The organism is Streptomyces sp. NPDC088923 (assembly GCF_044749745.1).
In the GTDB taxonomy this organism is placed as follows: Bacteria; Actinomycetota; Actinomycetes; order Streptomycetales; family Streptomycetaceae; genus Streptomyces.
The window spans coordinates 980,014-1,005,508 of record NZ_JBIVIO010000001.1; the positions used below are offsets into that span (position 1 = coordinate 980,014).

19 protein-coding genes are annotated in these 25,495 nt (G+C 72.8%); 12 read left to right on the top strand and 7 right to left on the bottom strand.

Annotation, left to right across the window (positions count from 1 at the left end; genetic code table 11):
* The first annotated feature begins 131 nt into the window (after nt 1-131).
* Together ACIP4O_RS04670 and ACIP4O_RS04675 are read left to right on the top strand one after the other, a co-directional pair.
* A complete protein-coding gene (locus ACIP4O_RS04670; protein WP_401571432.1) occupies nt 132-1,769 on the top strand; it encodes a succinic semialdehyde dehydrogenase in 1,638 nt (545 codons plus the stop codon).
* 48 nt (nt 1,770-1,817) lie between these two features.
* Entirely contained in the window at nt 1,818-3,782 is a 1,965-nt protein-coding gene (locus ACIP4O_RS04675; RefSeq protein WP_401571435.1) for a GMC family oxidoreductase N-terminal domain-containing protein, read from the top strand.
* Nucleotides 3,783-4,374: 592 nt separating this feature from the next.
* On the opposite strand, the gene ACIP4O_RS04680 is transcribed toward ACIP4O_RS04675, so the two are convergent.
* Nucleotides 4,375-4,803 (bottom strand): chorismate mutase, encoded by a 429-nt coding sequence (locus tag ACIP4O_RS04680; RefSeq protein WP_401571437.1) that lies wholly within the window; start codon nt 4,801-4,803, stop codon nt 4,375-4,377.
* A gap of 469 nt (nt 4,804-5,272) precedes the next feature.
* Between ACIP4O_RS04680 and guaA the strand changes: the two genes are divergently transcribed.
* Entirely contained in the window at nt 5,273-6,856 is a 1,584-nt protein-coding gene (gene guaA, locus ACIP4O_RS04685; RefSeq protein ID WP_361320936.1) for a glutamine-hydrolyzing GMP synthase, read from the top strand.
* A gap of 95 nt (nt 6,857-6,951) precedes the next feature.
* Here guaA and ACIP4O_RS04690 read toward each other — a convergent pair whose 3' ends face one another.
* Nucleotides 6,952-8,265 (bottom strand): FG-GAP-like repeat-containing protein, encoded by a 1,314-nt coding sequence (locus ACIP4O_RS04690; protein ID WP_401571438.1) that lies wholly within the window; start codon nt 8,263-8,265, stop codon nt 6,952-6,954.
* 313 nt (nt 8,266-8,578) lie between these two features.
* On the opposite strand from ACIP4O_RS04690, the gene ACIP4O_RS04695 reads away from it, so the two are divergent.
* The 4 genes from ACIP4O_RS04695 to ACIP4O_RS04710 all read left to right on the top strand — a co-directional run bounded on the left by ACIP4O_RS04695 (nt 8,579) and on the right by ACIP4O_RS04710 (nt 13,292).
* A complete protein-coding gene (locus ACIP4O_RS04695) occupies nt 8,579-9,847 on the top strand; it encodes a hypothetical protein (RefSeq protein ID WP_401571440.1) in 1,269 nt (422 codons plus the stop codon).
* Nucleotides 9,848-9,971: 124 nt separating this feature from the next.
* Nucleotides 9,972-10,253: a hypothetical protein gene (locus ACIP4O_RS04700; RefSeq protein ID WP_401571442.1), complete on the top strand. Its 282-nt coding sequence runs from the start codon at nt 9,972-9,974 to the stop codon at nt 10,251-10,253.
* Nucleotides 10,254-11,062: 809 nt separating this feature from the next.
* Nucleotides 11,063-11,941, top strand: coding sequence for a phosphotransferase enzyme family protein (locus tag ACIP4O_RS04705; RefSeq protein ID WP_401571445.1), 879 nt, complete (start codon nt 11,063-11,065; stop codon nt 11,939-11,941).
* 787 nt (nt 11,942-12,728) lie between these two features.
* Complete coding sequence (locus tag ACIP4O_RS04710; RefSeq protein WP_401571448.1) at nt 12,729-13,292, top strand: DoxX family membrane protein; 564 nt, start codon at nt 12,729-12,731, stop codon at nt 13,290-13,292.
* A gap of 13 nt (nt 13,293-13,305) precedes the next feature.
* Here the strand turns inward: ACIP4O_RS04710 and ACIP4O_RS04715 are convergent, their stop codons facing one another.
* Together ACIP4O_RS04715 and ACIP4O_RS04720 are read right to left on the bottom strand one after the other, a co-directional pair.
* Nucleotides 13,306-13,539 carry a hypothetical protein gene (locus tag ACIP4O_RS04715; RefSeq protein ID WP_401571451.1) on the bottom strand — a complete coding sequence of 78 codons (234 nt, stop codon included), beginning with the start codon at nt 13,537-13,539 and terminating at the stop codon, nt 13,306-13,308.
* The gene (locus tag ACIP4O_RS04720) at nt 13,529-14,908 is read right to left on the bottom strand and encodes a PspC domain-containing protein (protein ID WP_401571454.1); all 1,380 of its coding nucleotides are present in this window, start codon (nt 14,906-14,908) and stop codon (nt 13,529-13,531) included. The genes ACIP4O_RS04715 and ACIP4O_RS04720 overlap by 11 nt, the downstream gene beginning before the upstream one ends.
* A 258-nt stretch (nt 14,909-15,166) precedes the next feature.
* Here ACIP4O_RS04720 and ACIP4O_RS04725 point away from each other — a divergent pair, with 258 nt between their 5' ends.
* The 4 genes from ACIP4O_RS04725 (at nt 15,167) to ACIP4O_RS04740 (ending at nt 18,603) form a co-directional block, all read left to right on the top strand.
* Nucleotides 15,167-16,444, top strand: coding sequence for a PspC domain-containing protein (locus tag ACIP4O_RS04725; RefSeq protein WP_401571456.1), 1,278 nt, complete (start codon nt 15,167-15,169; stop codon nt 16,442-16,444).
* Nucleotides 16,437-17,141 (top strand): response regulator transcription factor, encoded by a 705-nt coding sequence (locus tag ACIP4O_RS04730; protein WP_361320481.1) that lies wholly within the window; start codon nt 16,437-16,439, stop codon nt 17,139-17,141. The genes ACIP4O_RS04725 and ACIP4O_RS04730 overlap by 8 nt, the downstream gene beginning before the upstream one ends.
* Before the next feature lie 224 nt (nt 17,142-17,365).
* Nucleotides 17,366-17,719: a hypothetical protein gene (locus tag ACIP4O_RS04735; protein WP_401571459.1), complete on the top strand. Its 354-nt coding sequence runs from the start codon at nt 17,366-17,368 to the stop codon at nt 17,717-17,719.
* Between the two features lie 383 nt (nt 17,720-18,102).
* Nucleotides 18,103-18,603 (top strand): NUDIX hydrolase, encoded by a 501-nt coding sequence (locus ACIP4O_RS04740; protein ID WP_401573823.1) that lies wholly within the window; start codon nt 18,103-18,105, stop codon nt 18,601-18,603.
* On the opposite strand, the gene ACIP4O_RS04745 is transcribed toward ACIP4O_RS04740, so the two are convergent.
* Nucleotides 18,579-19,871 carry an NlpC/P60 family protein gene (locus ACIP4O_RS04745; RefSeq protein WP_401571462.1) on the bottom strand — a complete coding sequence of 431 codons (1,293 nt, stop codon included), beginning with the start codon at nt 19,869-19,871 and terminating at the stop codon, nt 18,579-18,581. The two genes, ACIP4O_RS04740 and ACIP4O_RS04745, sit on opposite strands and share 25 nt — an antisense overlap.
* A 430-nt stretch (nt 19,872-20,301) precedes the next feature.
* Between ACIP4O_RS04745 and pcrA the strand changes: the two genes are divergently transcribed.
* Nucleotides 20,302-22,791 carry a DNA helicase PcrA gene (gene pcrA / locus ACIP4O_RS04750; protein ID WP_401571465.1) on the top strand — a complete coding sequence of 830 codons (2,490 nt, stop codon included), beginning with the start codon at nt 20,302-20,304 and terminating at the stop codon, nt 22,789-22,791.
* Nucleotides 22,792-22,898: 107 nt separating this feature from the next.
* On the opposite strand, the gene ACIP4O_RS04755 is transcribed toward pcrA, so the two are convergent.
* Both ACIP4O_RS04755 and ACIP4O_RS04760 read right to left on the bottom strand, forming a co-directional pair.
* Nucleotides 22,899-24,500, bottom strand: a complete 1,602-nt coding sequence (locus ACIP4O_RS04755; RefSeq protein WP_401571468.1) for a peptidoglycan DD-metalloendopeptidase family protein — start codon at nt 24,498-24,500, stop codon at nt 22,899-22,901.
* Between the two features lie 575 nt (nt 24,501-25,075).
* Complete coding sequence (locus ACIP4O_RS04760; protein ID WP_401571470.1) at nt 25,076-25,486, bottom strand: cytidine deaminase family protein; 411 nt, start codon at nt 25,484-25,486, stop codon at nt 25,076-25,078.
* Between the last annotated feature and the right edge of the window lie 9 nt (nt 25,487-25,495).

Genomic DNA, 25,495 nt, shown 5'->3' on the forward strand with positions numbered 1-25,495 from the left:
TCCCCTCACAGCCCGCTCCCCCCCAGCTCACCCCCCACCCCGCCACCACCCACTGGCAGAATCGTGGAAGCCCCGTGGAAAGTGTTACCGGCGGGTACCCAAGACCGGCCCGAAGTCGTACGCTCACGCCCATGACGGACACGCACGCCTCGGCGGCACCCACCGGCCCCGCGCCGCAGACCATCGGTACGAACCCCCCGGCCCCCGTACCCGAGGGCGTCCGCACGGCGGCCGACGTGGTCACCCCCGAGGTGCTCGCGCGGCTGCTCAGGGGTGTCGGCGGCTCGGGACGTACCGCGAACCACACGCCGTTCGGCGGGGGCGTGCTCGCCGAGCTGCCCGAGGCGGGTCCCGAGGACGTCGAAGCGGCCTTCGCGCGCGCTCGTGCCGCACAGGTGCCGTGGGCCGCGACGCCCGTCCGCGAGCGCGCCGCCGTCCTGCTCCGTTTCCACGACCTCGTCCTCCAGCGCCAGGCCGAGATCCTCGACCTCGTCCAGCTGGAGACCGGCAAGGCGAGGCTGCACGCGCACGAGGAGCTGCAAGCCGTGGCGATGGCCGCGCGCCACTACGGTCTCAAGGCCCCCGCCTACCTCAGGCCCAAGCACCACCTCGGCGCCGTGCCCACCCTCACCCGCGTCACCGAACACCGCGTCCCGCGCGGGGTCGTGGGCCAGATCGCCCCCTGGAACTACCCCTTCGAGCTGTCGGTCGGCGACGCGCTGCCCGCCTTCGTCGCGGGCAACGCGGTCGTCATGAAGCCCGATACGGAGACCGCGCTGAGCGCCCTGTGGGCCCGCGAACTCCTCATCGAGGCCGGGCTCCCGGCCGACGCCTTCCAGGTCGTACTGGGTGAGGGACCCGCCGTCGGCCCCGAGGTCGTCTCGCGCGGCGACTACGTGTCCTTCACGGGCTCGACGCGCACGGGACGCGAGGTCGCCCGAAGCGCCGCGGGGCGGCTCGTCGGCTTCTCGCTCGAACTCGGCGGCAAGAACCCGATGTTGGTCCTGCGCGACGCCGACGTCGAGAAGGCGGCGGCCGGAGCGGTCCGCGCCTGCTTCGCCTCCGCCGGTCAACTGTGCATCTCCATCGAGCGGTTGTACGTGCACGAGTCGGTCGCCGACGCCTTCACGGAGCGCTTCGTGGCACGCGTCAAGGCCATGCGCCTTGGCACGTCGCTCTCCTACGGGGCCGACATGGGCTCGCTCGCGGGCCCGCGCCAACTCGCCGCCGTCACCGCGCACGTGGACGAGGCCGTCGCGAAGGGTGCCCGCGTCCTCGCGGGCGGTGTCGCGCGACCCGACCTCGGCCCGTACTTCTACGAGCCGACCGTGCTGACCGACGTCGAGCCCGGCATGGCCGTGTGCGCCGACGAGACCTTCGGGCCCGTCGTCTCGCTCTACCGCTTCACCGACGAGGACGAGGCGATCACGCGCGCCAACTCCACGCCGTACGGGCTCAACGCGAGCGTCTGGACGAAGGACGCGAAGCGCGCCCTCGCCGTCGCCTCGCGACTGCGCGCGGGCACCGTCAACGTCAACGAGGGCTACGCGCCCGCCTACGGCAGCGTGCGTGCTCCGATGGGCGGCATGAAGGAGTCCGGGGTCGGCCGTCGGCACGGCTCCGAGGGTTTGTTGAAGTACACCGAGCCTCAAACCATCGCGCAGCAACGCCTGTTGCCCATGGGACCGTCCCTCGGCATGGACGACGCCGCCTACGCGGCCTTCATGAGCCGCAGCCTGAAGGTGATGAAGGCACTGCGGCTGCGCTGAGCGCACCCCAACCACCGTTCCACCAGCGGCTTTCGACGAGGAGGGTCCATGTCAGGGGAGAACTCCGCCCAGAAACGGAACGCGGACGCGGACGCGGAGCACGACGGCCCCGGCGGCAGCCCCGGCTCCGGCCCCGGCACGGGCTCTGGCCCCAGCTCAGGCCCCGGCTCCGGCTACGACTACGACGTCCTCGTCATCGGCTCGGGCTTCGGTGGCGCGGTCAGCGCCCTGCGGCTCACCGAGAAGGGTTACCGGGTGGGCGTCCTGGAAGCCGGCCGCCGCTTCGCCCGCGACGAACTGCCCCGCACCTCGTGGGACGTGAAGAACTACCTGTGGGCGCCCGCGCTCGGCCTCTTCGGCATCCAGCGCATCCACCTGCTCGGCAACGTCATGGTCCTCGCGGGCGCCGGGGTCGGCGGCGGCTCCCTCAACTACGCCAACACCCTCTACGTACCGCCCCGCGCCTTCTTCGACGACCCGCAGTGGAAGGAGATCACCGACTGGGCGGGCGAGTTGGAGCCGTACTACGCGCAGGCGCAGCGGATGCTCGGCGTGCGCCTCAACCCCACCGTCACGCCCTCGGACGTGCACCTGAAGAACGCCGCGGAGGCGATGGGCGTCGGCGACTCCTTCCATCTCGCCCCGGTCGGCGTCTACTTCGGGGACGGCGAGGACGGTGACGGCAGCCGCACGGCCGAGCCGGGCGCGGAGGTGCCCGACCCCTACTTCGGCGGCGCGGGACCCTCGCGGCGCGCGTGCACCGAGTGCGGCGAGTGCATGACGGGCTGCCGCCACGGCGCCAAGAACACCCTCAACGAGAACTACCTCCACCTCGCCGAGAAGAACGGCGCCGTGATCCACCCGCTCACCACCGTGCGCACCCTCACCGAGGACTCGCGCGGCGGCTTCGCGGTCGGCACACTGCCCACCGACAAGCCCCGCAAGGGCGCCCACCGCGTCTACACCGCCCGTCACGTCGTCCTCGCGGCCGGCACGTACGGGACGCAGACCCTCCTGCACCGCATGCGCGACAGCGGACTCCTGCCCCGTACTTCGGCCCGGCTCGGCACCCTGACGCGGACCAACTCCGAAGCGCTCGTCGGCGCCCAGACCACCCCGCGCCGCTACCGTTCCGCGCACGGCGCCGAACCCGACTTCACGCGCGGCGTCGCCATCACCTCGTCCATCCACCCCGACGCCAACACCCATGTCGAACCGGTCCGTTACGGCCGCAGGTCGAACGCCATGGGCGGCCTCACGATCCTCCAGGTGCCCTACGCCGAAAAGCTGCCGCGTGTGCTGGGCTGGTTCCTCAACACGCTCAAGCACCCTGTCCAGACGGGCCGTTCGCTCTCCAACCGCCGTTGGTCCGAGCGCACCATCATCGGCCTCGTCATGCAGTCGCTCGACAACTCCCTGACGACGTACCGCCGTCCGCGCGGTCCCGGCAAGGGACTGCTCACCGCGCGCCAGGGCCACGGTGCCCCCAACCCCACACAGATCCGTGCCGCGACCGAGGCCGCCTCGCTCCTCGCCCGCGACATCAACGGCTTCGCCGGCAGCAACATCGGCGAGCTGATGGGCACCCCGCTCACCGCCCACTTCCTCGGCGGCTGCCCCATCGGCTCCGACCCCGACCACGGCGTCATCGACCCCTACCACCGCCTCTACGGGCACCCGGGGATCTCCGTCGTGGACGGCTCGGCGGTCTCCGCGAACCTCGGCGTCAACCCCTCCCTCACGATCACCGCGCAGGCCGAACGCGCCATGTCCCTGTGGCCCAACAAGGGCGAGCCCGACCCGCGCCCCGCGCAGAGCGCGCCCTACGAACGCCTCGCCCCCGTCGCCCCGCGCACCCCGGCCGTCCCCGCGGCCGCCTTCGCGGCACTGCGACTGCCGTTCCTGGGAATGCCGAAGGTGCGGGAAGGAGCGACGGCGGCCCGGGACCAGTCGGCGGGACGGGATGACACGGCCGTACGGGACGAGACCGCCGTACGCGACGAGACGACCTGAGCCGAGGCGGCTCATGGCGAAGGTCACGGCAGCGCTGTGAGATCCGCCACGCCACGGGCCCCCGCGCCCGGAATCCGCGTACGGACAGCGGAAGACCCCGCGGCGGGCGGGGTGCCACGGGGTCTTCGCCTGCGGTGCCGCCAGGGCGGTGGCGGCACCGGGGGAGCGGCGCCGAGGGGGGGATACGGCGTCGCTGGTCTGGAATTGTCGGAGGCCCACGAGGGGCATCCGGTACTCAAGTATGCGCTGTCGGCACGGGACGGTGCCGACCGGGACGTACGAGACCTTAACGGTCCCCTCGCGGGGAGCCGTCGAGGCCCGCCGTGTGCGGCCGGTCCCGGGCGTCCCCGGAACCGGCCGCCGCGTGACCGGGCCGGCTGTCCCCTGCCGTCCGGTCACCGCGCTGAAGCGAGGTCCCACGACGTACCGCACAAGGCGGACGTCTCATCGCTCCAGCGAAGCCACGCGTGGTGTTGCGGTCCCGCACCTGGCCGATGCGGTCAACGGGACAACGACGCCCACGGCCGACTGGTCACGCACCGGTGACGGCCAGTTCGCCAGTTCCCACGCCGGGGCGCGCGGTCGCCGCGTCTCAGACCCGCCCCCGGCTCAGTTCCAGCAGCGTCATCGCCAGCGCGGTGCCCTGCTTCCCGAGCGCGTCGCGGTAGTGGCTCAGGACCTCCATCTCGCGCGACAGGTTCACCCGCCGCCCGCCCGCCTCCACACGCGCCTTCTGCACGACGGCCGAGACGGCGGAGCGCTCCTGGATGAGCCCGATGATGCGGTCGTCGATCGCGTCGATCCGCTCCCGGGCGTCGGTGATCATCCGCTCGTGCTCGGGAATGGACCCGGTGGGCGCGGTGGACGGCTTGCGCGCCCAGCCCTGCGGCGTGGCAGGAGTGGCGGGAACCGCGGAAACGGCGGGGACGTCGGGGACGGCGGCGGTGCCGGGGGCGGCGTCGTCGGCAGCCGTGTCCGTACCGGCCGTATCGGTCGTCGTCGTCTCGGGGAGGCTGGTCATGGCGGAGGCTCCTTCGGTGCCGGGGCGGGTGGGCCCTGGGTGCGGGGGACGGATCGTCCGTGTCGTCTGGTCGGGGTCGGTCGGGTGAAGGGCCCCGGGGCGACCAGGTCCGCAAACGCAGAGCGCCCCGGGCCTTGTCGGCCCGGGGCGCCTGGTTACGTCGCTGTGCTCAAGCAGCACGACCATGGCAGCCGGCGAGCCGGATGCCATACGTAAAGAGGACGTCGTGGTGCGTGATCACGGAGCCAGTATCCCCCTCCTACCCGGCCCCCGGAACGCGGGGTCCGGCACCCGCCTGATCTGCGGCGGAATGGGTGACATCCGTCCCCCGTTAGACTCAGTGACGAGGCACCGTGCCGTCCGGGCGGAACCCGGTGGGCCCGCCCCGGGCGCCGCCCGGGACCCGTACCCCGTGCACCGGCGCCTTGTCCCGACTCCGCATCCCCGCCGGAAGGCCGCCGCAGTGCCCGTGTCCCCCGCGTCCGACGCCGCCCCCGACACCGTTCTGGTCGTCGACTTCGGCGCCCAGTACGCCCAGCTCATCGCCCGCAGGGTCCGCGAGGCCCGGGTCTTCAGCGAGATCGTCCCGAGCGACATGCCCGTCGCCGAGATGCTCGCCAAGAACCCGGCCGCGATCATCCTCTCCGGCGGTCCCTCCTCCGTCTACGCCGAGGGCGCGCCCTCGCTGGACGCCTCGCTCTTCGAGGCCGGCGTCCCGGTCTTCGGCATGTGCTACGGCTTCCAGCTCATGGCCACGGCGCTCGGCGGCACCGTCGACAACTCCGGTGCGCGCGAGTACGGCCGTACGGAGCTGAACGTCAGCAAGGCCGCCTCGACCCTCTTCGAGGGCACCCCCGAGGAGCAGCAGGTCTGGATGTCGCACGGCGACGCCTGCTCCGCCGCCCCGGCCGGCTTCGACGTGACGGCGTCGACCTCGGTCGTCCCCGTCGCAGCCTTCGAGAACGACGAGAAGAAGCTCTACGGCGTCCAGTACCACCCCGAGGTGATGCACTCCACCTACGGCCAGCAGGTCCTGGAGCACTTCCTCTACCGCGGCGCCGGCATCGAGCCGAACTGGACGACCGGCAACGTCATCGACGAGCAGGTCGAGGAGATCCGCGCCCGCGTCGGCACGAAGCGCGCGATCTGCGGCCTGTCCGGCGGCGTCGACTCCGCTGTCGCCGCCGCGCTCGTGCAGCGCGCGATCGGCTCGCAGCTCACCTGCGTGTACGTCGACCACGGCCTCATGCGCAAGGGCGAGACCGAGCAGGTCGAGAAGGACTTCGTCGCGGCGACCGGCGTCCAGCTCAAGGTCGTCGACGCCTCCGAGCGCTTCCTCGACGCGCTCGCCGGGGTGAGCGACCCGGAGCAGAAGCGGAAGATCATCGGCCGCGAGTTCATCCGCGTCTTCGAGCAGGCGCAGGCCGAGATCGTCGCGGAGAACGCGGCGGACGGCGCCGACGTCGCCTTCCTCGTGCAGGGCACCCTCTACCCGGACGTCGTCGAGTCGGGCGGCGGTACGGGCACGGCGAACATCAAGTCCCACCACAACGTGGGCGGACTCCCCGAGGACCTGGAGTTCGAGCTCATCGAGCCGCTCCGCAAGCTCTTCAAGGACGAGGTCCGCGCGGTCGGCCAGGAGCTGGGCCTGCCCGAGGAGATCGTCCAGCGCCAGCCCTTCCCGGGCCCGGGGCTCGGCATCCGCATCGTCGGCGACGTCACGCGCGAGCGCCTCGACCTGCTGCGCGAGGCCGACGCGATCGCCCGCGAGGAACTGACGGCCGCGGGTCTGGACCGCCAGATCTGGCAGTGCCCCGTCGTCCTCCTCGCGGACGTCCGCAGCGTCGGCGTCCAGGGCGACGGCCGCACGTACGGCCACCCGATCGTGCTGCGCCCGGTCTCCTCCGAGGACGCGATGACCGCCGACTGGTCCCGCCTCCCCTACGAGACCCTCGAACGCATCTCGACCCGCATCACCAACGAGGTCGCCGACGTCAACCGCGTCGTCCTCGACGTCACGAGCAAGCCGCCGGGGACTATCGAGTGGGAGTGAACCTCTGAGCGCCGGAGGGGCGAGGATCAGCCTCTCCGGCGCCTGAGGAGCGGGGTGTGGGGCGCAGCCCCACGAACACCCGCGGCCGGGCCCGGTTACCGCCCGAAGTCCGCCCCGAACCGTGCCCCCTCGTTCCCCGTACGCCCCAGGTCCCCCGGGTTCACCGCCCAAGCGCCGCTCGCCGCCCCCCGCGGCAGCACCCACGCCGCGCCCGAGTCCTCGGCGTCCGTGTCCTCACCGGGCGCCCCCACGACGAGCGAGGTCCGCCCGTCCGCGGCGGTGTCCCGCAGGGAAACCGCCTGGCCGAAGCCGTCACCGGCCTCCGAGACGCCCGGTACGCCCTTCGTGTCCTGGGTGACAGCCGTCGCGCCCTCCCCGGTGAGCCCCTTCCAGGAGCCCTTGAGGAGCACGACGGACCCCGCGTCCGCCAGGTTCTTGCCGCCACGCTCCAGCGCCTCGCCCGGCACTCCCACCGCGACGTCCGCGCACCCGTCCCCGTCCACGTCCCCCACCGCGAGCGAGGCGCCGAACGCGTCACCGTCCTCGTTGACGCCGGGCACGCCCTTCGTGTTCTGCGTGATGGTGCTGACCGGCTTGCCCGGCCCCGTCTCGGACCCGTACAGCACCTGTACGGTCCCGTGGTCGAAGTCCAACTCCTCGACCAGCCCGTCCGGCACGGCCCGGATGACGAGGTCGTCGACGCCGTCCCCGTCCACGTCCCCCGCGGCCATCGCGCCGGCGATGGCGAGTTCGCGCGAGGTGGTGCCGAGGCCCTTCGTGCTCCCGGTCCACAGCTGGCTCGGGTGACCGGCCTCCTCGAAGGAGTGCTCGGTGACGACGTCGTCCTTGCCGTCCCCGTTGAAGTCCCCGGAGACGACCTCGTCGGGCGCGAACGTCTCCTTCGTGTCGAGCTTCGCGGTCCGCGCCGGGGCGCCGTCCCGCTTCAGCGGCCCGTACGCCACCGCCAGTCGCACGTCGCCGGGCCCCTCCGGCCCCGCGGCGATCAGGTCCACGTGCCCGTCCCCGTCGAAGTCGCCCGCCGTGAGACCGGAATCGAGAGCGGCGCCCTTCACCTCGGTGGGCTCGGCGGCGTAACCGGAGTCCGTGCCCCAGTACACGGCGACGCCCCCGCCGTCCTCGTCGTCCCGCTGCACGGCGAGATCCTTGCGGCCGTCGCCGTCCAGGTCGCGCACGACGGGCCGCGCGCCCGGCAGCTCGCGGTGCCGCCCCGGGTCGCCCTTCGCGAGCACACTCACGTAGTCGCCGCCCGGCGCCGTGACAACGATGTCCCCCGGGAGCGCGGAGGCCGCCTTCGGCGCCGCGCCCGCGGCAGGGGCGAGGACCAGCGGGGCCGTGAGCAGCGCGGCGACGGAGGCGCAGCGCAGGGCGAAAGGGAGCCGGACGGACATGGGTTCCTCCAGGAGCGAGGCGGTTTCCCGCGGACGGGATGCGTCGTACGTAACTTCAGATGCGCGGCGGACGGCAGAAGTTGGGGAGGAAATGTGCCTCTTGGGTGGTGTTCGGGTGACGCCGGGGGCGTGCGGCGCTCCGAGTGCGCCCGATGGTGGTGCCCGGGTGCGGCCCCGGGAGGGCCCAGCTGCCTCACGTAAGGCACAATTCCCGTACATCACAGCAGAGTTCGGCGCACCCGCCAGGCGGCGGGACGGGGGGCCCGTGGCCGCGTACCGGCGGGGGCTCGCGAGTAGGGACGGGGACGGGCCGGTGGCCGTACAGCAGGACACGAGCCGGGAGCGGCACGAGGGTGGCTGCACCTGCGCGGACTGCCCCGCGGGCGCCCGCAACGGACACCAGCGCGCGGTCGCCGCGTTCGTCCGGCGGCGCGAGGAACTCGCGGACGGCAGGGGCCTCCCGGCCGCCGTCGCGCACTCCGCGGGCGCGAGCCGCCAGTGGGTCTCCGACGAACTCGCCGAGTCCGCGCGCCTCGTCGCCGAACGGGGCCGGAGCGAACGCCTCTCCTGGCTCCACCGCCTGCGCCCCGCGACCCTCGTCGCCCTCGGCGCGATCCTCCTCGTGCTTCTCCTCGTGCAGGGCCTCACCGCGCTCGGCGCCGGGTGGACCACCGCCCGCAGCGCGGGTCTCGTCGCCGCCGTCCTCCTCGCCGCGCTCCTCGCCGTCGCCGCCCACTTCCACCGCGCGCGCGGCGGCGTCCTCGCGCCCGTCGTCGGCGAGGACCAACGCCTGTCCACCTCGCGCACCGTCGCCGCCTGCTGGATCGTCTTCAGCGTGTACGCGGTCCTCGTCCTCGCGGGCGAACTCGCCGGCGCCTCCGGCCACGACCGCCGCGCGGAACTCCTGGACGGACTCGAACTCGGACGCGGAGTGGGCCTGTTGACGGTCCTGGCGGCGAGCTGCGCGGTCGCCGTGCTCGTGCACTACACGGTGGGAGTACGAGTACGGGGGCGGCGCCTCCAGAAGGTGCGCGCCGACCGGCCGCGCGCCGCCGACCTCCTCACCGACGACTCCGGGCACGGCAGCTTCACCGACAGCCAGTACGTGCTCGTGCACGCCGCCGCGCTCGTCTTCTGCGCCGTCCGGCTCGCCCGCCGCCCCGAACAACTCCCCGATCTGCCCTGGGCGCTCGCCGTCCTCGCCCTCGTCTCCGCCGCCACCTACCTCGCGGGCAAGGCCACCGAGGGCGGCGGCCCCGTCATCCACTCCGTCGTCCGCACGCGCGAGGCGGGCGACCTGGACGCGCCGATCCGCACCGGCGACGACATCGAGATCCGCGGCGCCGGCTTCCTCCCGGCGGGCGCCGAAACCCCGCAGGCCCTCGTCCGCATGGCGGTCCGTATCGGCCAGGTCCAGGTGCACGTCCCGCTCATCCCGGTCCCGGGCGGCTTCACCAACCCGACCGACACCCTCCTCACCGTTCCCATCCCCGCCGAGGTCGAGCCGGGGCGCGTCACCGTTCAGGTCATCACGGCGGCGGGCGTGGAGAGCAACGAGGCGGGCATGGACCTGGTGGACTGACGCCCCCCCGCGCACGGGCGGTAACCGGAATTCCCGCCGCGGCGCGGGTCAAGTGGTTGCGTACGGCGGCGATTCGGACACAAGCCGAACGCCGAACTCCCTCAAGGGAGTTACGCTCAGTGGCGTGAACGCCGACACGGACCACGCCCTCCTGGAGTGGCGCGCCAACACCAGCACGAACGCCGCCGCCTTCCCCATCCGCCTGCGCGCGACCACGAGCCCCGGCACCTGGGACGCGACCCTCACCGACCCGGAGGAGGACACGGCAGAAGTCCTCACCTTCCTCCTGGACACGGACCCCTGGTTCACCCTGCTCCGCCCCGACACCCCGCCGACGGAGGCCAGGGTCACGTCCTTCGACGGCGTTGACGGGCTTCGTCTGACGACGGGGGGAGCTGAGGGGTGAGGCGGGGGAGGGGGTGGGGGTAGGGGGTAGGTGCGGGACGGGTGGGGACGGGCTGAGGTGGGGGCGGGTCATGGGGTGCGGTGGGGCCATGGGGTGAGGTACGGGGTGGGTTGGGGGCGGGCTGGCCGAGGTGGTCGGAGTGGTCGGGCGAGCCCGGGGTGGCTCATGGTTGAGCCCGGCTCGGGCCCCGGGGGTGTGGAGGTCGGGGGCGTGGGGCCTGGGAGCTTGGGGCTGCAGTGGCTCTGCGTCCGGCTTGCGCCGTGGTCCCGGTCCTGATGGCGGCTTTGGCCCTGGCTGTGGTTCGGCGGCGGGGGTGTTTTCGTGAGCTGGTGGCTGGTGGCTGGTGGCTGGTGGCTGGTGGCTGGTGGCTGGTGGCCGGTGGCCGGTGGTTTGTGGCCGGTGGTTTGTGGCCGGTGGCCGGTGGCCGGTGGCCGGTGGTTTGTGGCCGGTGGTTTGTGGCCGGTGGCCGGTGGCCGGTGGCCGGTGGTTTGTGGTTTGTGGCCGGTGGCCGGTGGCCGGTGGCCGGTGGCCGGTGGCCGTTGGTTTGTGGTCGGTGGGTCGGCGGTTTGTGGGTCGGTGTGTCGATGGCGCGCGTTGTGGGGTGAGGTGGCGGTGCGGTTCGGCCCCGGTGGGGCGACGCCACCGGTATCCCGGTATCTGCCCAGTAGGGCAACCCGGAGCGGTGGAGTCTCCCGCCCGTGTTGTGCGCGGCATGCGGGCCGTGGCCGTCGAGAGGTGTCGGACGGCGACCGCCGTTTCCGCGATCCGCCCACTCCCAGGACGATCAACCTCCCGCGACAATCAGGAACATGACTGCCTCCTCTTCCGGCTGGACGACCGTGGCACGGCTCGACGCGGGACGGCTGGTGGACGCCCTGCGCGCGCGGGGAGTACGGCTCGTGAGGGAGGGGCCCTGCCCGGGCGGGCAGGTCGGGGCGGCGTACGTGCGGTGGGAGGAATACGGCCGGCGCGGGGTGCTCAAGTGGCGGCCACGCAGTTCCGTCAGGGCGGCACGGGCCGGAGCGCTCGCCGTTGTCGAGGCACTGCGGGACATCGGGTATCCCGCCCCCGCCACCGACCTCGTCGCACAGCTCGGCGACGCCGTCGTCACCGTGCAGGAACTCCTGCCCGGTACGAGCCCCGACCGCCTCACAGCGACGCACCTCGACCAACTGTTGCGCCTCAACGACTCCCAGGCAGACCGCCTCACCGGCCATCCCCGCATTCCCGCCGCCGCCCTCCACCTGCGCGAGGACGGCCCCGGCTTCTGCCTGCACGACCCGCTGCGCCGCCACAGTCCCCGCACCGCCGCGCTCGAACGCCGGATCTCCGCCCTCGCCGAGCGCTACCCGCCCCTGCTCCCCGGCAACGACGCCGTCCACTACGACTTCCACCCCGGCAACCTCCTGGCCACAGGCCCGGACATCACCGGTGTCATCGACTGGGACGGCGCCGCACGCGGCGACCGCCGCTTCGACCTCGTCACCCTCCGCTTCGGCCTCCACGCCGCGAACGAGTCCCCCGCCGTCACCGACCGCCTCGACGCCGTCCTCGCCACTCTCCCCGACCACGTCCTCACCCCCGCCTGGGCCCACATGAGCCTCCGCCTGACCGACTGGACCATCCGCCACCCCACCCCCTCCGGCCCCACCCCATGGCTTGACCTGGCCGACCGTCACCTCCCCTGACCACGCCCCACACCGCCCGTCGGCCGAGCCGCTCCCCACCGGTCCGGGGCCCCGCCGAAGCTGGTTGCTCTCGGCGGGCCCGCGCTCTTTCTGCCTCTGCCCCGCCCTCACGGCTGGTCAGGTGCGCCCCGTCGGCGGGCCACGCTCTGCCCGGGGCCTGGGCTTCCCGCCTTCAAGGCGTGCCCCGTCTCAGGACACACACCGTGCCCCCACCAACCAACTGGCACGGTCTCTCGTCGACTGCCCAGGTCCTCCGCCCCGCCCTCCCCGGCAAGCACCCGCTCTGCCCCGGTCCGCCCGGCTGCCCCGGCCGGGCGGACCAGCTGCTCCGGATGCCCGGCCGACCACCCAAGTCCGTCCGTCCGCCGGGCCGATTGCCCCGGTCCGCTCGCCTGCCCCGGCCGGGCGGACCAGCTGCTCCGGATGCCCGGCCGACCACTCAGGTCCGTCCGGACGCCGGGCCGACCACCCAGGCCCGTCCGGACGCCGGGCCGACCACCCAGGTCCGTCCGGACCGCCCGGCCGATTGCTCCGGCCGCCCGGTCCGCCCGGTCCGCCCGGCGGCTGGAGCGGTCCGCCCGGCCACCTGGCGCCGCCTGTCCCCCCAGGGCGAGAGGGGCGCCCACCCCGTTCTCTCCGCCCGCCCGGCAGCCGGACAGCCTCCGCCCCGCCCGGTCGAGAGTCCCCCATGGGTGCGTAGGGTCGAACGCGGTGGGCTGCGGGGCGTGAGGTTCCGGCGGTCACCCTTCTGTTTCCTCCCGTGTCCCCTCCGAAAGGCGGCGAACCGATGACCTCCGGTACTCCCCTGCTCCCGTCCGGCCCCGGTGGCGGGGTGGGCAATCTGCCGGACGGCGGCCTGCGGGCGCGGCTCGGGCGGTACTCCCTCCTTCCGCTGCGGGTGTTCCTCGGCGTCACCTTCGTCTACGCCGGTATCGACAAGCTCACCGACAGCGCCTTCCTCTCGTCTTCGGGCAACGGTTCGCTCGGAGACCTCCTGCGGTCCGTGAAGGGGAGCGCCGGCGTACCTGCACTCGTTGATCTCGCTCTGCACAGCCCGGTCGGCTTCGGCTACGCGCTCGCCATCGGGGAACTCCTCGTCGGTCTTGGCACCCTCCTCGGCGTCTTCGGCCGCGTCGCCGCTCTCGGTGGCGCGGTGATCTCGCTCTGCTTGTGGCTCACGGTGAGCTGGTCGGCCACGCCCTACTACTACGGCAACGACCTCGTCTACCTCATGGCCTGGCTCCCGCTTTTGCTCGCCGGGGCCCCGTACTTCTCCTTCGACTCCTTCCGCTCCGGTCGTCGCAGGGCCGTCTTCCGCCACGGCGGCTTCGGCAACACGTGGAAGCGCTGAGCCGCCCCCGCGTTCAGCCCGCCGGTGGTGGGTCGTCCGCCGGGTCCGCGCGGCGCGACCGGGCGCGCCGTACTCCGTACCCGAGCAGGCCCGCCACTGTCGCGAGGATCAGGGCGCCGCCGGCGAGCGGCAGTACCGTCCACCACGGAATGTCGTTATTGCCCGCGAGGTCCGCGAGGTAGAGCCCGGCGGCGAGCAGGAAGGCCAGGCCCAGTACGAGCCGCGCGGGGCGAAAATCAGTGCGCACGGTTCACCACCAGCTCTCCCAGTTCCACCCGTGCCCGCAGTACGAGGGTCCCCTCGCCCGGGGCGCCTTTGCGGGCTGGGAGTGTCCGGGTCCGTTGCTCATCGACGGCGCCGTGGACGCGGTCCCTCGCGTAGTCCGGCAGGCGCAGACCGCCGAAGCCGATGTCGGAGCGCAGCTCCACCGTCGTGCCCGCGGGGACGAGCACTTCGAGCCGGCCCGCTTTGACCTCGACGTCAGTGCGCACCGTGTCGTCCTTTCCGAAGGGCACGTCCCGCAGGTCGAGCGAGGCCGTGCCCGTTCCCACGCGGTACTCGGCGCGAACCCCGGCGACCGAGGTGGGCCGCCAGTCCGCCGTCTCCCACTGTGTCGTGATGTCCTTCGGGAGCACCGCCGAGGCGGCGAGGAGCCCGCAAGTGATCAGGGCGAGGACGACCGTGCCGCCGCCGATCCGTCCCACGAAGGCCCCCACCGCGAGCCCGATCCCGAACACCGCGAGGGCCAGCGAGAGACCGAGCACGAGGCTGGACCTCAGTGGTTCGCCCTCCCACGTGGACGCCGCTCCGGCGACACCCGCGATGAGCGCGGCCAGGAACGTCCAGCCTCCGATCCCGTACCGTCGCGCACGCGGGCCGGCGTCGCCCGGCTTCTCCGGGGGCTTGGGCCCGGCTGGTCCCCGGCGGTCGTCCCCGCCCGTTCGCGGCGTCTCCGTATCGCTCGTCGCTGTCCCGTCGTCCTTCGTGAGCGAGACGTACACGTCGGGGGCGTATTCAGGCGGCCCCCACAGGTACACGCGCGCGGCGAGCGCCTCCTCCGCGGGCGTCGGCGCCTGCTCACGCCACCAAGCCGGCGCCATTCGCACCGGCGGAGCCTGCGTCTCCGGTGGTGCGTCCGCCGCGACACGCTCGGTCGGGGCGTCGTGCCCGGCCGCGCCCTCGCGTCGCCGCGACCAGTACCCCGCGCCCGCCGTGAGGACGAGCACCAGGGCGGAGAAGAAGAGGACGTCACCGTCCCCGAGCGTCGAGAGGAAGACACCGCAGCCGACCAGGACGGAGAGCAGCGCGGCGAGTCCGGGCCCGGCGACCTGGCCGGTGAGCATTCGGCGGCCCTCGCTCTCCTCCCCGTCGTCGAAGGGGAGGACGAGCCATACGACGCCGTACACGATCAGCCCGATGCCCCCCGCGACGGCCAGGACCGAGAGCACGACGCGGAAGATCACCGGGTCGACTCCGCACTGTCGGCCCAGGCCCGCGCACACGCCGCCCAGCACCTTGTGCCGGCGGTCGCGGCGGAACCCCTGCCAGAAAGGCGGTGACCCTCCCGCCTCGGTGGGCGGGGGCGGCGGCTGAGCGCCGGTCCGGGAATCTGTCATGGGTTCATGGTGACGGCCCGGAACCCCCTCGGGCATCAGGGATCACCCTGAAAGAAACCCTGAGACGACCCTGATACGGCCCCCTTCGCGGCGCCGCTTGGCCGAAGGGGTTGGAGGGTGTCAACTCCTCCCCAGTGCAACGGAGATGGATGCCCCGGTGGCGGGGTGCTGATTTCTGCCGCTTCTAGGGGAGATCTCAGGGTTGTTCTAGGGGAGAACCCTGATGTCAGGCGTGTTTCCGCGTGTGAGGATCGAAGCATGTCGGAAGCCACCTCGGTACCCAGCGCACCGGACCGGCCTCCGCGCAAGCTCTATCGCAGCGGTGAGGGTCGCCTGCTGGGAGGAGTGGCGCGGGGTCTCGCCGGACACCTCGGGCTGCCTGTCTTCTGGGTGCGCGCCGCCTTCATCGGTCTGCTCCTCGTCAACGGGCTCGGTGCCCTCCTCTACGCCGCCTTCTGGTTCTTCGTTCCGCTCGGCGTCGGGGGAGTCGGCGAGACCGGCGAAGCCGGGACGCGCGACCGGGTCCCCTGGCTTGCGCGGGTCGCGAAGAGCACCGCGCGGGACCGGGGCCAGCTGATCGCCCTGGCCCTGATGCTGATCGTCGCGCTCGCCTACGCCGCGCGGACGGACATCGGGGAGACGGCGCGCGGCTATCTCGTCCCCGGTGTCCTCGTCGGTGCGGGCGTCGCGCTCGTGTGGCGGCAGGCGGACAACGCCCGGCGTGCCCGTTGGGTCGAGATCGGCAGCCGGCGCCGCACCCTCAACGTGCTGCGTGCGGCCGCCGGCGTCGTACTCGTCGGCACGGGCGTCTCCGTGATCATCGTGCTCCAGGGTTCGGCGCAGCACCTCGGCTCGGCCTTCCAGGCGGCTCTCGCCGTCCTCGTGGGCCTTGTCCTCCTCGTCGGTCCGTACCTCATCCGGATGACCCAGGACCTCTCCGAGGAGCGCCTTATGCGGATCAGGGCGCAGGAGCGCGCCGAGGTCGCGGCGCACGTCCACGACTCCGTCCTGCACACGCTCACCCTGATCCAGCGTCATGCCGAACGACCACAGGAGGTACGGCGGCTGGCCCGGGCCCAGGAGCGGGACCTGCGCGAGTGGTTGCGGCGCCCGGAGGGGAGCGGGCGGGACGCGGAGGAGCCGACGCGGCTCGCCGACGCCGTGCGCAAGGTGGCAGCCGAAGTGGAGGACAAGCACGGTGTGCCGCTGGAGGTCGTCATCGTCGGGGACAGTGAACTCGACGAGGCGCTCTCCGCGATGATGCAGGCCGCGCGGGAGGCCATGGTCAACGCCGCCAAGTACGGTGGCGGCGGCGAGGTGCAGGTGTACGCGGAGGCGGAGGCGGGGCAGGTATTCGTCTCCGTGCGGGACCACGGTCCCGGCTTCGACCCGGAGGCGGTGCCGGCGGACCGCATGGGGGTCCGGGAGTCGGTCATCGGCCGGATGCGGCGCAACGGAGGACGGGCGAAGATCCGTCCGGCGCCGGGCGGGGGAACAGTGGTGGAACTGGAGATGGAAAGGCTGCGGGATGAGTGAACCGACGGAGACGGGCCCCGGCCAGGAACGGGACGCGGGTGTGGTGCGCGTCTTGCTCGTGGACGATCACCGGATGTTTCGCGCGGGGGTACGGGCGGAGATCGATCATCCAGGGGAGCACGGTGTCACGGTGGTCGGGGAGGCCGCCGACGCGGACGCGGCGGTGCGGGGCGTGCGTGAGCTGATGCCCGATGTGGTGCTGCTCGACGTGCATCTGCCGGGCGGTGGAGGGCTCTCGGTCCTCCAGCGGTGCGTGGACCTCGTCACGGACATCGAGCGGCCGGTCAGGTTCCTCGCGCTCTCGGTCTCGGACGCCGCCGAGGACGTCATCGGAGTCATCCGGGCGGGCTCGCGTGGCTATGTCACCAAGGCGATCAACGGCACCGAGCTCGTCGCGGCGATCCATCGTGTGAAGGAGGGCGACGCCGTTTTCTCGCCGCGGCTCGCGGGCTTCGTGCTCGACGCCTTCTCGAACAACACGGTCCCGCCGATCGACGAGGAACTTGACAAGCTCACCCAGCGTGAACGCGATGTGCTGCGGCTCATCGCGCGCGGCCACTCGTACAAGGAGATCGCCAAGGAACTGTTCATTTCGGTGAAGACGGTCGAGTCGCACGTGAGCGCGGTGCTGCGCAAGCTCCAGCTCTCCAACCGGCACGAGCTGACCCGCTGGGCCGCCGCCCGCCGCCTCGTCTGACCGCCGAAGGACCGACGCGAACCGACGCCCTGCTGGCCGACTCGCGGGCTGGCGAACGGAGCCTTGCCAGGGCGAGCGACCTGCTGGGGCGAGCGAGGGGACGGGCGCGGCGGCATTCTGCGGTGGTTCGCGCATGGCCCCCTCGCGTCGGGGCCGGCTTGTGTGTGGGGGGTGCGTTCCACCCGGCCGCGAGTGCTCCGGGGGGTCCGCATAGGCTCGCCGTCATGGACGTCCTCATCAATGTCTTCGTGGGCCTGCACATCATCGGGATCGGCGCGCTGCTCGGCGGGTTCCTCACGCAGATGAAGGCGATGGGCGCCGGTACGGCCCGGTTCACGCCCGCGATGCTGCATGGCGCGCTCACGATGCTCGTGACCGGGGCGGTCCTCGTCGGTCTCAACCAGGCTCAGGGCTACTCGCTCAACAACACGAAGATCGGCATCAAACTCGCGTTCCTCATTGTGATCCTGGCGCTCGTGTACGTGAAGCGCGACGACGAGCGCGTCCCGAAGCCGCTCTTCGGCGTGGTGGGTGCGCTCACCCTCGCCAACATCTTCATCGCGGTCACCTGGCACTGAGACGCGACCGGCTGTCAGTGGCGGTCCGTACGCTCGCGCCATGACCGCTGACGACCTCCGCACGGGCGGCCGCCCTACGGACGACCGCACCTCGAGCGACCGCCCCACGGACGACCGCACCTCGAGCGACCGCCCCACGGACGACCGCCCCCGGGCTCCCGCCTCACGGACGGTCCCACAAACGGTCTTCTCGCCGTGGACCGTGAGTTCCCCTCCGCGCTCGGCTTCGGGGCTTTTGGCTGTTTCGCGCCGATTGGGTGGATACGGCCTCACTGCTCGGTCGGGGAGTTGTGCCGTTGACCTCGCCGCGTGACCGGGACCCGGACCGGGACCGCGACCGGGACCGCGACCGTGGCCGTGACGACGGCGGGGCCTCGGCCGAGTTGGTCGAGCGGGTGGACGAGTACGACCGCGTCGTGGGGGTGGTCGAGCGGGGCGAGGCGGTGCGGCGGCGGTGGTTGCACCGGATTGGGGGGAGTGTGTGCCGTGATGCCGGGGGGCGGTATCTCGTGCACCGGCGGGCTGAGGGGCTCGACCGGTTCCCGGGGCTGTACGACTGTGTGGTCGGGGGCGCCGTGGCGGTGGGGGAGGGGCACCAGGACGCCGCGGCGCGGGAGCTCGTGGAGGAGCTGGGGGTCGATGCGGTGCCGCGGCCTGTGGTCAGGTACCTGTGCCGGAGCGGGCTGAGTCCGTACTGGCTCGGGCTGCACGAGGTGCTGGTCACCGGGGCACTCGTGGCCGATCCTGCCGAGGTCGCCTGGTGCGGCTGGCTCACGGAGGCCGAGATGTGCGAGGCGGTGCGCGGTGCGGACTTCGTGCCGGACGGGCGGGAGGCCTTCGGCCGGTACCGGGCGGCCGGTCAGGCGGGGCGGACGACTCCGTAGACCGGCATGTAGTAGATGGACTCGACGCGGACCGAGGCGCCCGGCTTGGGGGCGTGGATCATCTCGCCGTTGCCGATGTAGAGGCCGACGTGGCTGATGTCGTCGTAGAAGAAGACGAGGTCGCCGGGGACGGCGTTGTCGACGCTGACGCGCGTGCCGACCTCGACCTGGTCCCAGGTTGTGCGCGGCAGGTCGATCCCCGCGGCCTTCCAGGCGGCCTGGGTGAGTCCGGAGCAGTCGTACGAGCCTGGACCCGTCGCGCCCCACACGTACGGCTTGCCCATCTGGGCGCGGGCGAAGGCGATCGCCTTCTCGGCCTTCGCGGTGTACGAGCCGGAAGCGGCGCCCGTACTCGTACCTGTCCCCGTGCCCGCACTCGTCCCCGTGCCCGCGCTCGTCCCCGTGCCCGCGCTCGTCCCCGTGCCGCCGTCCGTCGTGGCCGGGCCCTTCTTGGCGGCCTCGGCGGCCGCGGCCTGCTCCGCCGCGGCCTTCTTCTTCTGCCGGGCAGCCGCCTCCTGCGCCTTCTTCTTCGCCTCCGCCTCCTTGCGGCGTTCGAGTTCGGCGAGGCGGGCCTTCTCCTCAGCGGTCAGGCGGGTGAGGAGTTCGCGGGCCTCGGTGAGCTTGCCCTGCACCTCGGTCTTGCTCGTGCGCAGGTCCTGCTGTGCGGCGGTGAGCTGGTTCAGGCTCTCCTGGGCCTCGGTGCGCTTACGGGCCGTGGCGGCCTGCTGGTCGCGGAACTCCCGTACCTTCGTGTGCTGGTCGGCGGCGAGGCGGTCGAGCACGTACTTCTGGTCGAAGAAGCTCTGCGGGTCGTCGGCGAGGAGCATCGTGGCGGTGCCGGCGAAGCCGCCGCTGGCGTCGCGGTACTGCGCGGCGGCGTAGCGGGCGAGGTCCTCGCGGGAGTGGTTGAGGTCCTCGGTGGAGGAGGCGAGCGCGTCGATCAGGCCGTTGGCCTGCGTGCGCTGCTGGTCGGTGCGCTCCTTGGCCGCGTTGTACTTCTGCGTGGCGGTCCCGGCCTCGCGGTAGAGGCTGTCGACCTTGCGCTGGACGTCCTCGACCGAGGGCCGGGCGGCGGCCGGATCGGCGCCGGCCTGCGGGGCGAGCAGGACGACGGAGGTGAGGGCGGCGGTCGTCACGCCGAAGCCGGTACGGGCCAGGGCGGGGTTCGCGCGGCGGGGCTTGCGGTGTGCGGGGGTCCGGCGGGCGGGGACGCGGGGGGCGGCGGCGCGCGGGGGCACCTCGGAAGTGGGGGGCACGCTCGACGTCACGCCGCACGCTCCTTTCGGTCGGGCAGGCGGTGGGGGTCGCGCCCGGCACGTTAGCCAAGGCGGGGGGCGCGGGGGAAGGACCGCAGGCGATATGCCCGATAGATTTTCGGCCGGTCCACCCGTGGTGATCCGCCCGCCCGTGCCAGGCCCGCCGCCACGGTCCGCTCCCGTCCCTGCCAGGCCCGCCCGCCACGTTCGCTCCCGCCCTGGTCCGCCCCGCCACGGCCCGCTCCCGCGCTGGTCGACCCCCCGCACGGCCCGCACGGCCCGCCCGCCCCCGCCCGCGCGAGCCCGCCCCGCCAGTCCGCATCCCTCACCCCGCGCGCCCCCCCCAACCCCGCGCCCTCCTCCCTCACTCCTCACCCTCCTCCCCACCCCGATCCCCCGACCGCCCCCGGTTGTCGGTGGGGCCGCCTAGACTCGGGAGGCGATGAGCAGCCTCTTTGACGACAGCTTCCTGGCGGACATGGCCTCCTCCCCGGCATCGGGCGAGGAGGAGCCCCCTCCGCCCCCCGAGGACGGGGTCCCGGCCGAGGAGATCCCGGCCGACCTGTTCGGCGGGAAGTTCGACGCGCCCCCACCCCGGGACGCCCATTACCGGGACGGCGCGCCACGCCCCGTGATCGACCCGGCGGCGCTGCTCACCGGGCTCAACCCGGAGCAGGCCGCCGCCGTCGTGCACAGTGGCTCGCCGCTGCTCATCGTCGCGGGCGCGGGCTCGGGCAAGACCCGTGTGCTCACGCACCGCATCGCGTACCTGCTCGGTCAGCGCGGTGTGCACCCGGGCGCGATCCTCGCGATCACCTTCACGAACAAGGCCGCGGGCGAGATGAAGGAGCGCGTCGAGCAGCTCGTCGGGCCGCGTGCCGGGGCGATGTGGGTCTCGACCTTCCACAGCGCCTGCGTGCGCATCCTGCGCCGCGAGTCGAAGAAGCTCGGCTTCACCTCCTCCTTCTCGATCTACGACGCCGCCGACTCCAAGCGGCTCATGGCGCTCGTCTGCCGGGACCTGGACCTCGACCCCAAGCGCTTCCCGCCGAAGTCGTTCACGGCGAAGATCTCGAACCTCAAGAACGAGCTGATCGACTCCGAGGCGTACGCCGACGAGGTCGCGGGCGAGGCCGCGGGGGCTTTCGAGAAGACGTTGTCGCAGGCGTACACGATGTACCAGGCGCGCCTGCGCGAGGCGAACGCGCTGGACTTCGACGACATCATCATGACGACGGTCCACCTCCTCCAGGCGTTCCCCGACGTCGCCGAGCACTACCGCCGCCGCTTCCGGCACGTCCTCGTCGACGAGTACCAGGACACCAACCACGCGCAGTACACGCTGGTCAAGGAGCTGGTCGGGCCCGCCGACGGGGGTGCGGGGTACGACGGCGGCCCGGCGCCCGAGCCCGCCGAGCTGTGCGTCGTGGGTGACGCGGACCAGTCGATCTACGCCTTCCGCGGCGCCACGATCCGCAACATCCTCCAGTTCGAGGAGGATTACCCGAACGCGACGACGATCCTCCTGGAGCAGAACTACCGCTCCACGCAGACGATCCTCTCCGCCGCCAACGCCGTCATCGAGCGCAACGAGAACCGCCGCCCGAAGAACCTGTGGACCGAGGCGGGCAACGGCCCGAAGATCACCGGCTACGTCGCCGACACCGAACACGACGAGGCGCAGTTCGTCGCCGACGAGATCGACCGGCTGACCGATGCGCGCGACGCGAAGCCGGGAGACGTCGCCGTCTTCTACCGGACGAACGCGCAGTCCCGTGTCTTCGAAGAGGTCTTCATCCGCGTCGGCCTGCCGTACAAGGTCGTCGGCGGCGTCCGCTTCTACGAGCGCCGCGAGGTCCGCGACGTCCTCGCCTACCTGCGCGTCCTCGCCAACCCCGAGGACAGCGTGCCCCTGCGCCGCATCCTCAACGTGCCCAAGCGCGGCATCGGGGAGCGCTCCGAGGCGATGATCGACGCGCTCTCGCAGCGCGAGCGGATCACGTTCCCGCAGGCGCTCCAGCGCGTCGACGAGGCGTACGGCATGGCGGCCCGCTCCGCGAACGCGATCAAGCGGTTCAACACGCTGATGGAGGAGCTGCGCACGATCGTCGAATCCGGCGCGGGCCCCGCGGTCGTCCTGGAGGCTGTTCTCGAACGGACCGGGTACCTGGCCGAGTTGCAGGCCTCGACCGACCCGCAGGACGAGACCCGCATCGAGAACCTGCAGGAACTCGCCTCCGTGGCGCTGGAGTTCGAGCAGGAACGGAGTGACGAGGAGGGTACGGGGACGCTCGCGGAGTTCCTGGAGAAGGTCGCGCTCGTCGCCGACTCCGACCAGATCCCCGACGAGGAGGACGGCGACGGAGTCATCACGCTGATGACGCTGCACACCGCCAAGGGCCTCGAATTCCCCGTCGTCTTCCTCACCGGCATGGAGGACGGCGTCTTCCCGCACATGCGGGCGCTCGGGCAGGTCAAGGAGCTGGAGGAGGAGCGGCGGCTCGCGTACGTGGGCATCACGCGCGCCCGCGAACGGCTCTACCTCACCCGCTCCACGCTGCGCAGCGCGTGGGGCCAGCCGCAGTACAACCCGCCGTCGCGCTTCCTGGAGGAGATCCCCGCCGACCACCTGGAGTGGAAGCGGACGGGCGCGGCGCCCGCGAAGGTCGCGGCGGGTCCGGCCGCCGGGATCGCCGCCTCGCTCTCCTCCTCGCGCGCCCGGCGCGGCGCGCCCGCGTTCGCGACGCGGCGGGCGGAGGAGAAGCCGGTGGTCGCTCTCGCGATCGGGGACCGGGTCACCCATGACCAGTTCGGGCTGGGGACGGTTGTCGGGGTGAAGGGGGCGGGGAGCAACGCGGAGGCGACGGTTGACTTCGGGGGGGAGAAGCCGAAGCGGTTGTTGTTGCGGTATGCGCCGGTTGAGAAGTTGTAGCGCGGGGGGCCGTGTCTGCGGGGGAGTGTGGGGCTCCGCCCCACGCCCCGCTCCTCAAGCGCCGCAGGGGCTGGATTCGGGTGCCGCGCCTCTTGGTCGCCGGCTGTCTACGTCGGGTCGAGGCCGTGGCTTCGCAGCCAGGGCAGGGGGTCGATCGCCGCGCCGGCGCCGGGGCGTACCTCGAAGTGCATGTGCGGGCCGGTCGAGTTGCCGGAGTTTCCCGAGTGGGCGATCACCTGGCCGGCCTTCACCGCCGTGCCGCTCGGGAGCGTCGTGCTGGAGAGGTGGCAGTACCAGGTCTGCGTGCCGTCCTTGGCGGTGAGGATCGCCATGTTGCCGTACGCGCTGTTCCACTGGCTCCGCACGGTCCCGTCGGTCGCGGCCATGACGGGCGTGCCGTAGGCGACGGGGAAGTCGATGCCGGTGTGCTGCGACATCCAGTTGACGCCCGCCTGCCCGAAGTAGGCGCTGAGGCCGCGCTGTGTGACGGGGAGGACGAACTTGGGGCGCTCGCGCTCCTTGCGCGCGGCCTCGGCGACGGCGGCTTTGTGCTGCGCCTCCTTCTTCGCCTTGAGGTCGATGCGCTCCTGGGTGCGGCTCGCGCGGTCGGCGACGTCGTCGGCGGCGCGGGAGAGGTCGGCGAGCTGGGTGTCGAGCTTGTTGTTCGCGGCGGCGGCCTTGACGGGCGAGGACGGGGCGCTCGCCGTATTGGCGTTGGCGCTGTCGCCGCCGAAGTCGCCGACCGAGGCGGCGGCGACACCCGCGACGCCCATGACGCAGGCGGAGGGCACGGCGATGGTGAGGAGCGCCGAGCGCTTGGCGGGGCGGCGTCTGCCGCGCCCGCGCGCCGCCTCGGCCTGCTCGCCCGGCTCGTGCGCAGGCGCGTCGGCTCCGACGACGGGGAGCGTGTCGGCTCCGACGACGGGGAGTTCGCCCGTGTCGCTCGCCGGGGGCTCGGGGGTGTCCTCGCGCGCCTCGGCGGCGGGCGGGGCGAGGAACGGGGTGCCGTGCGGAGGCGTGCTCAGGTCGGGGTGGCCGGGCGCCGCCGCGTTCCACGCGGAGGCGTCGTACGTGCCGGTGTCGGCGCCCGAGTGGCCCAGCCCCTCGGACGCGCCGCCCTGCGCGGGCATCGCTCCGGGCAGGTGAGGGAGCGGGCCGCTGTCGTAACCGTCCCCGTTCCAGGGGGAGTTGGCGTAGGTCTCGGCGGGGTAGGCGTGCCCGCCCTCGTAGGCAGGGTAGCCGTAGTCGTAGGCGGGGGGCTGCGGTACGGCGTACGGATCGGCGGTGTACGCGCTCGTCTCGGCGGGGAACTGCCACTGCCCGCTGTCGTGCGTGCCGGGGGTGAAGGCGCCGGGGGCGTACGTGCCCGTGTCGTAGGAGCCCGTGGCGTACGGGTCGTAGCCGCCGTACGCGGCGAAGCCCGCGCCGTCCGTGCCGGGGCCCGTGCCGCCGTCCTGCGGGTAACCGCCGTAGGCCGGGGCGGGCTGGGGCTGCGCGGCGTAGCCGCCGGGGTCCTGGTACGAGGAGTGCGAGGCGTACGAGGACTGCGAGGCGTACGGGTCCGGGGTCTGCGTGCCCCAGTCGTACTCACCGCCGTGCCCCGCTCCGTCCCCCTCGGGCCCCGAATACTCCGCGTACACGGTGGGGGCGGAACCGGGGGGCGAGACCGGGGAACTGGTCCCCGAGGGGTGACGGTCGTTCACCAACATCTCTTTCGCCTCGACGGCAGGGCTGGGAATAGAGATCCCCGGGCGGAACTGGCCGCGACTGTACCCGCCGGTTCGTGCGGCCGACAATCTTCCCGGGGGTTTCGCCGCCGGGGAAAAGGGCATTCGGCTGGGTTTTGGGGAAGAGCGGGCGCGGTGACGGAGAGTTGTTCGGGACGTTTTCGATTCGCCCGTCGCGCCGCGTCCGGTCATGGCCCACGCCTGGCGGCGCGGTGCGGTGCCGTGTGTCGCGTGGTGGGGGCGGAAGGCCGCAGGTGGGCGGCCGGAGCGGGCGGGAGAGGGGGGAGCGGGGTGGTGCGGGGATTCCGCGCGGCGCGTACGAGGCGCGAAGACACCCCTTTCGCGCCATGTGTCCTCGGCGGGGCGGGCGTGTCGCGGGAGGCGGCGCCCGGTCGCGAGGGCGGCCGAAGCGCGGGAGGTGTGGGAGAAGTGTGCGGATGTCGCGAGGTGGCCGCGCCACCGTGCCGTGCGGCTGACGGCGCGGTGGGCGGCGGCCTCGGAGCGGCTCCGTTTCTCGCCGGGAGTTTCCCCGGGCGAGGGGTCGGAAACGGCGATGCCTACGAGGGGCGGTGCTCCTGGTGTTCCGCCCATACGTATGTGTGAGGGAGCAATTCGCGTACCGGCACGCCACGCACCCCGCCCCCGTCCCCCGGCACGAGCACCTCGATCCCCGGCCACAGGTCGAGCAGCGCCTGCCGGCAGCGGCCGCACGGCGGCAGCACTCCGCGCCCGCGGTCACCGACGGCGACGATCCGTACGAGTGGCCCCGCCCCCTTTGCCACGGCGGCGCCGAGCACGACGAGTTCGGCGCAGGGGCCGCCGGTGAAGTGGTACACGTTCACGCCGGTGACGACGCGTCCTTCGGCGTCGCGGGCCGCCGCCGCGACCGTGTGGTTGTCGTCCGTGCCGAGTCGCGCGGCGAGCTCGGTGGCCGCCCGGACCAGGGCGGGATCTGGGTTCTCCGTCATGGGTGCGAC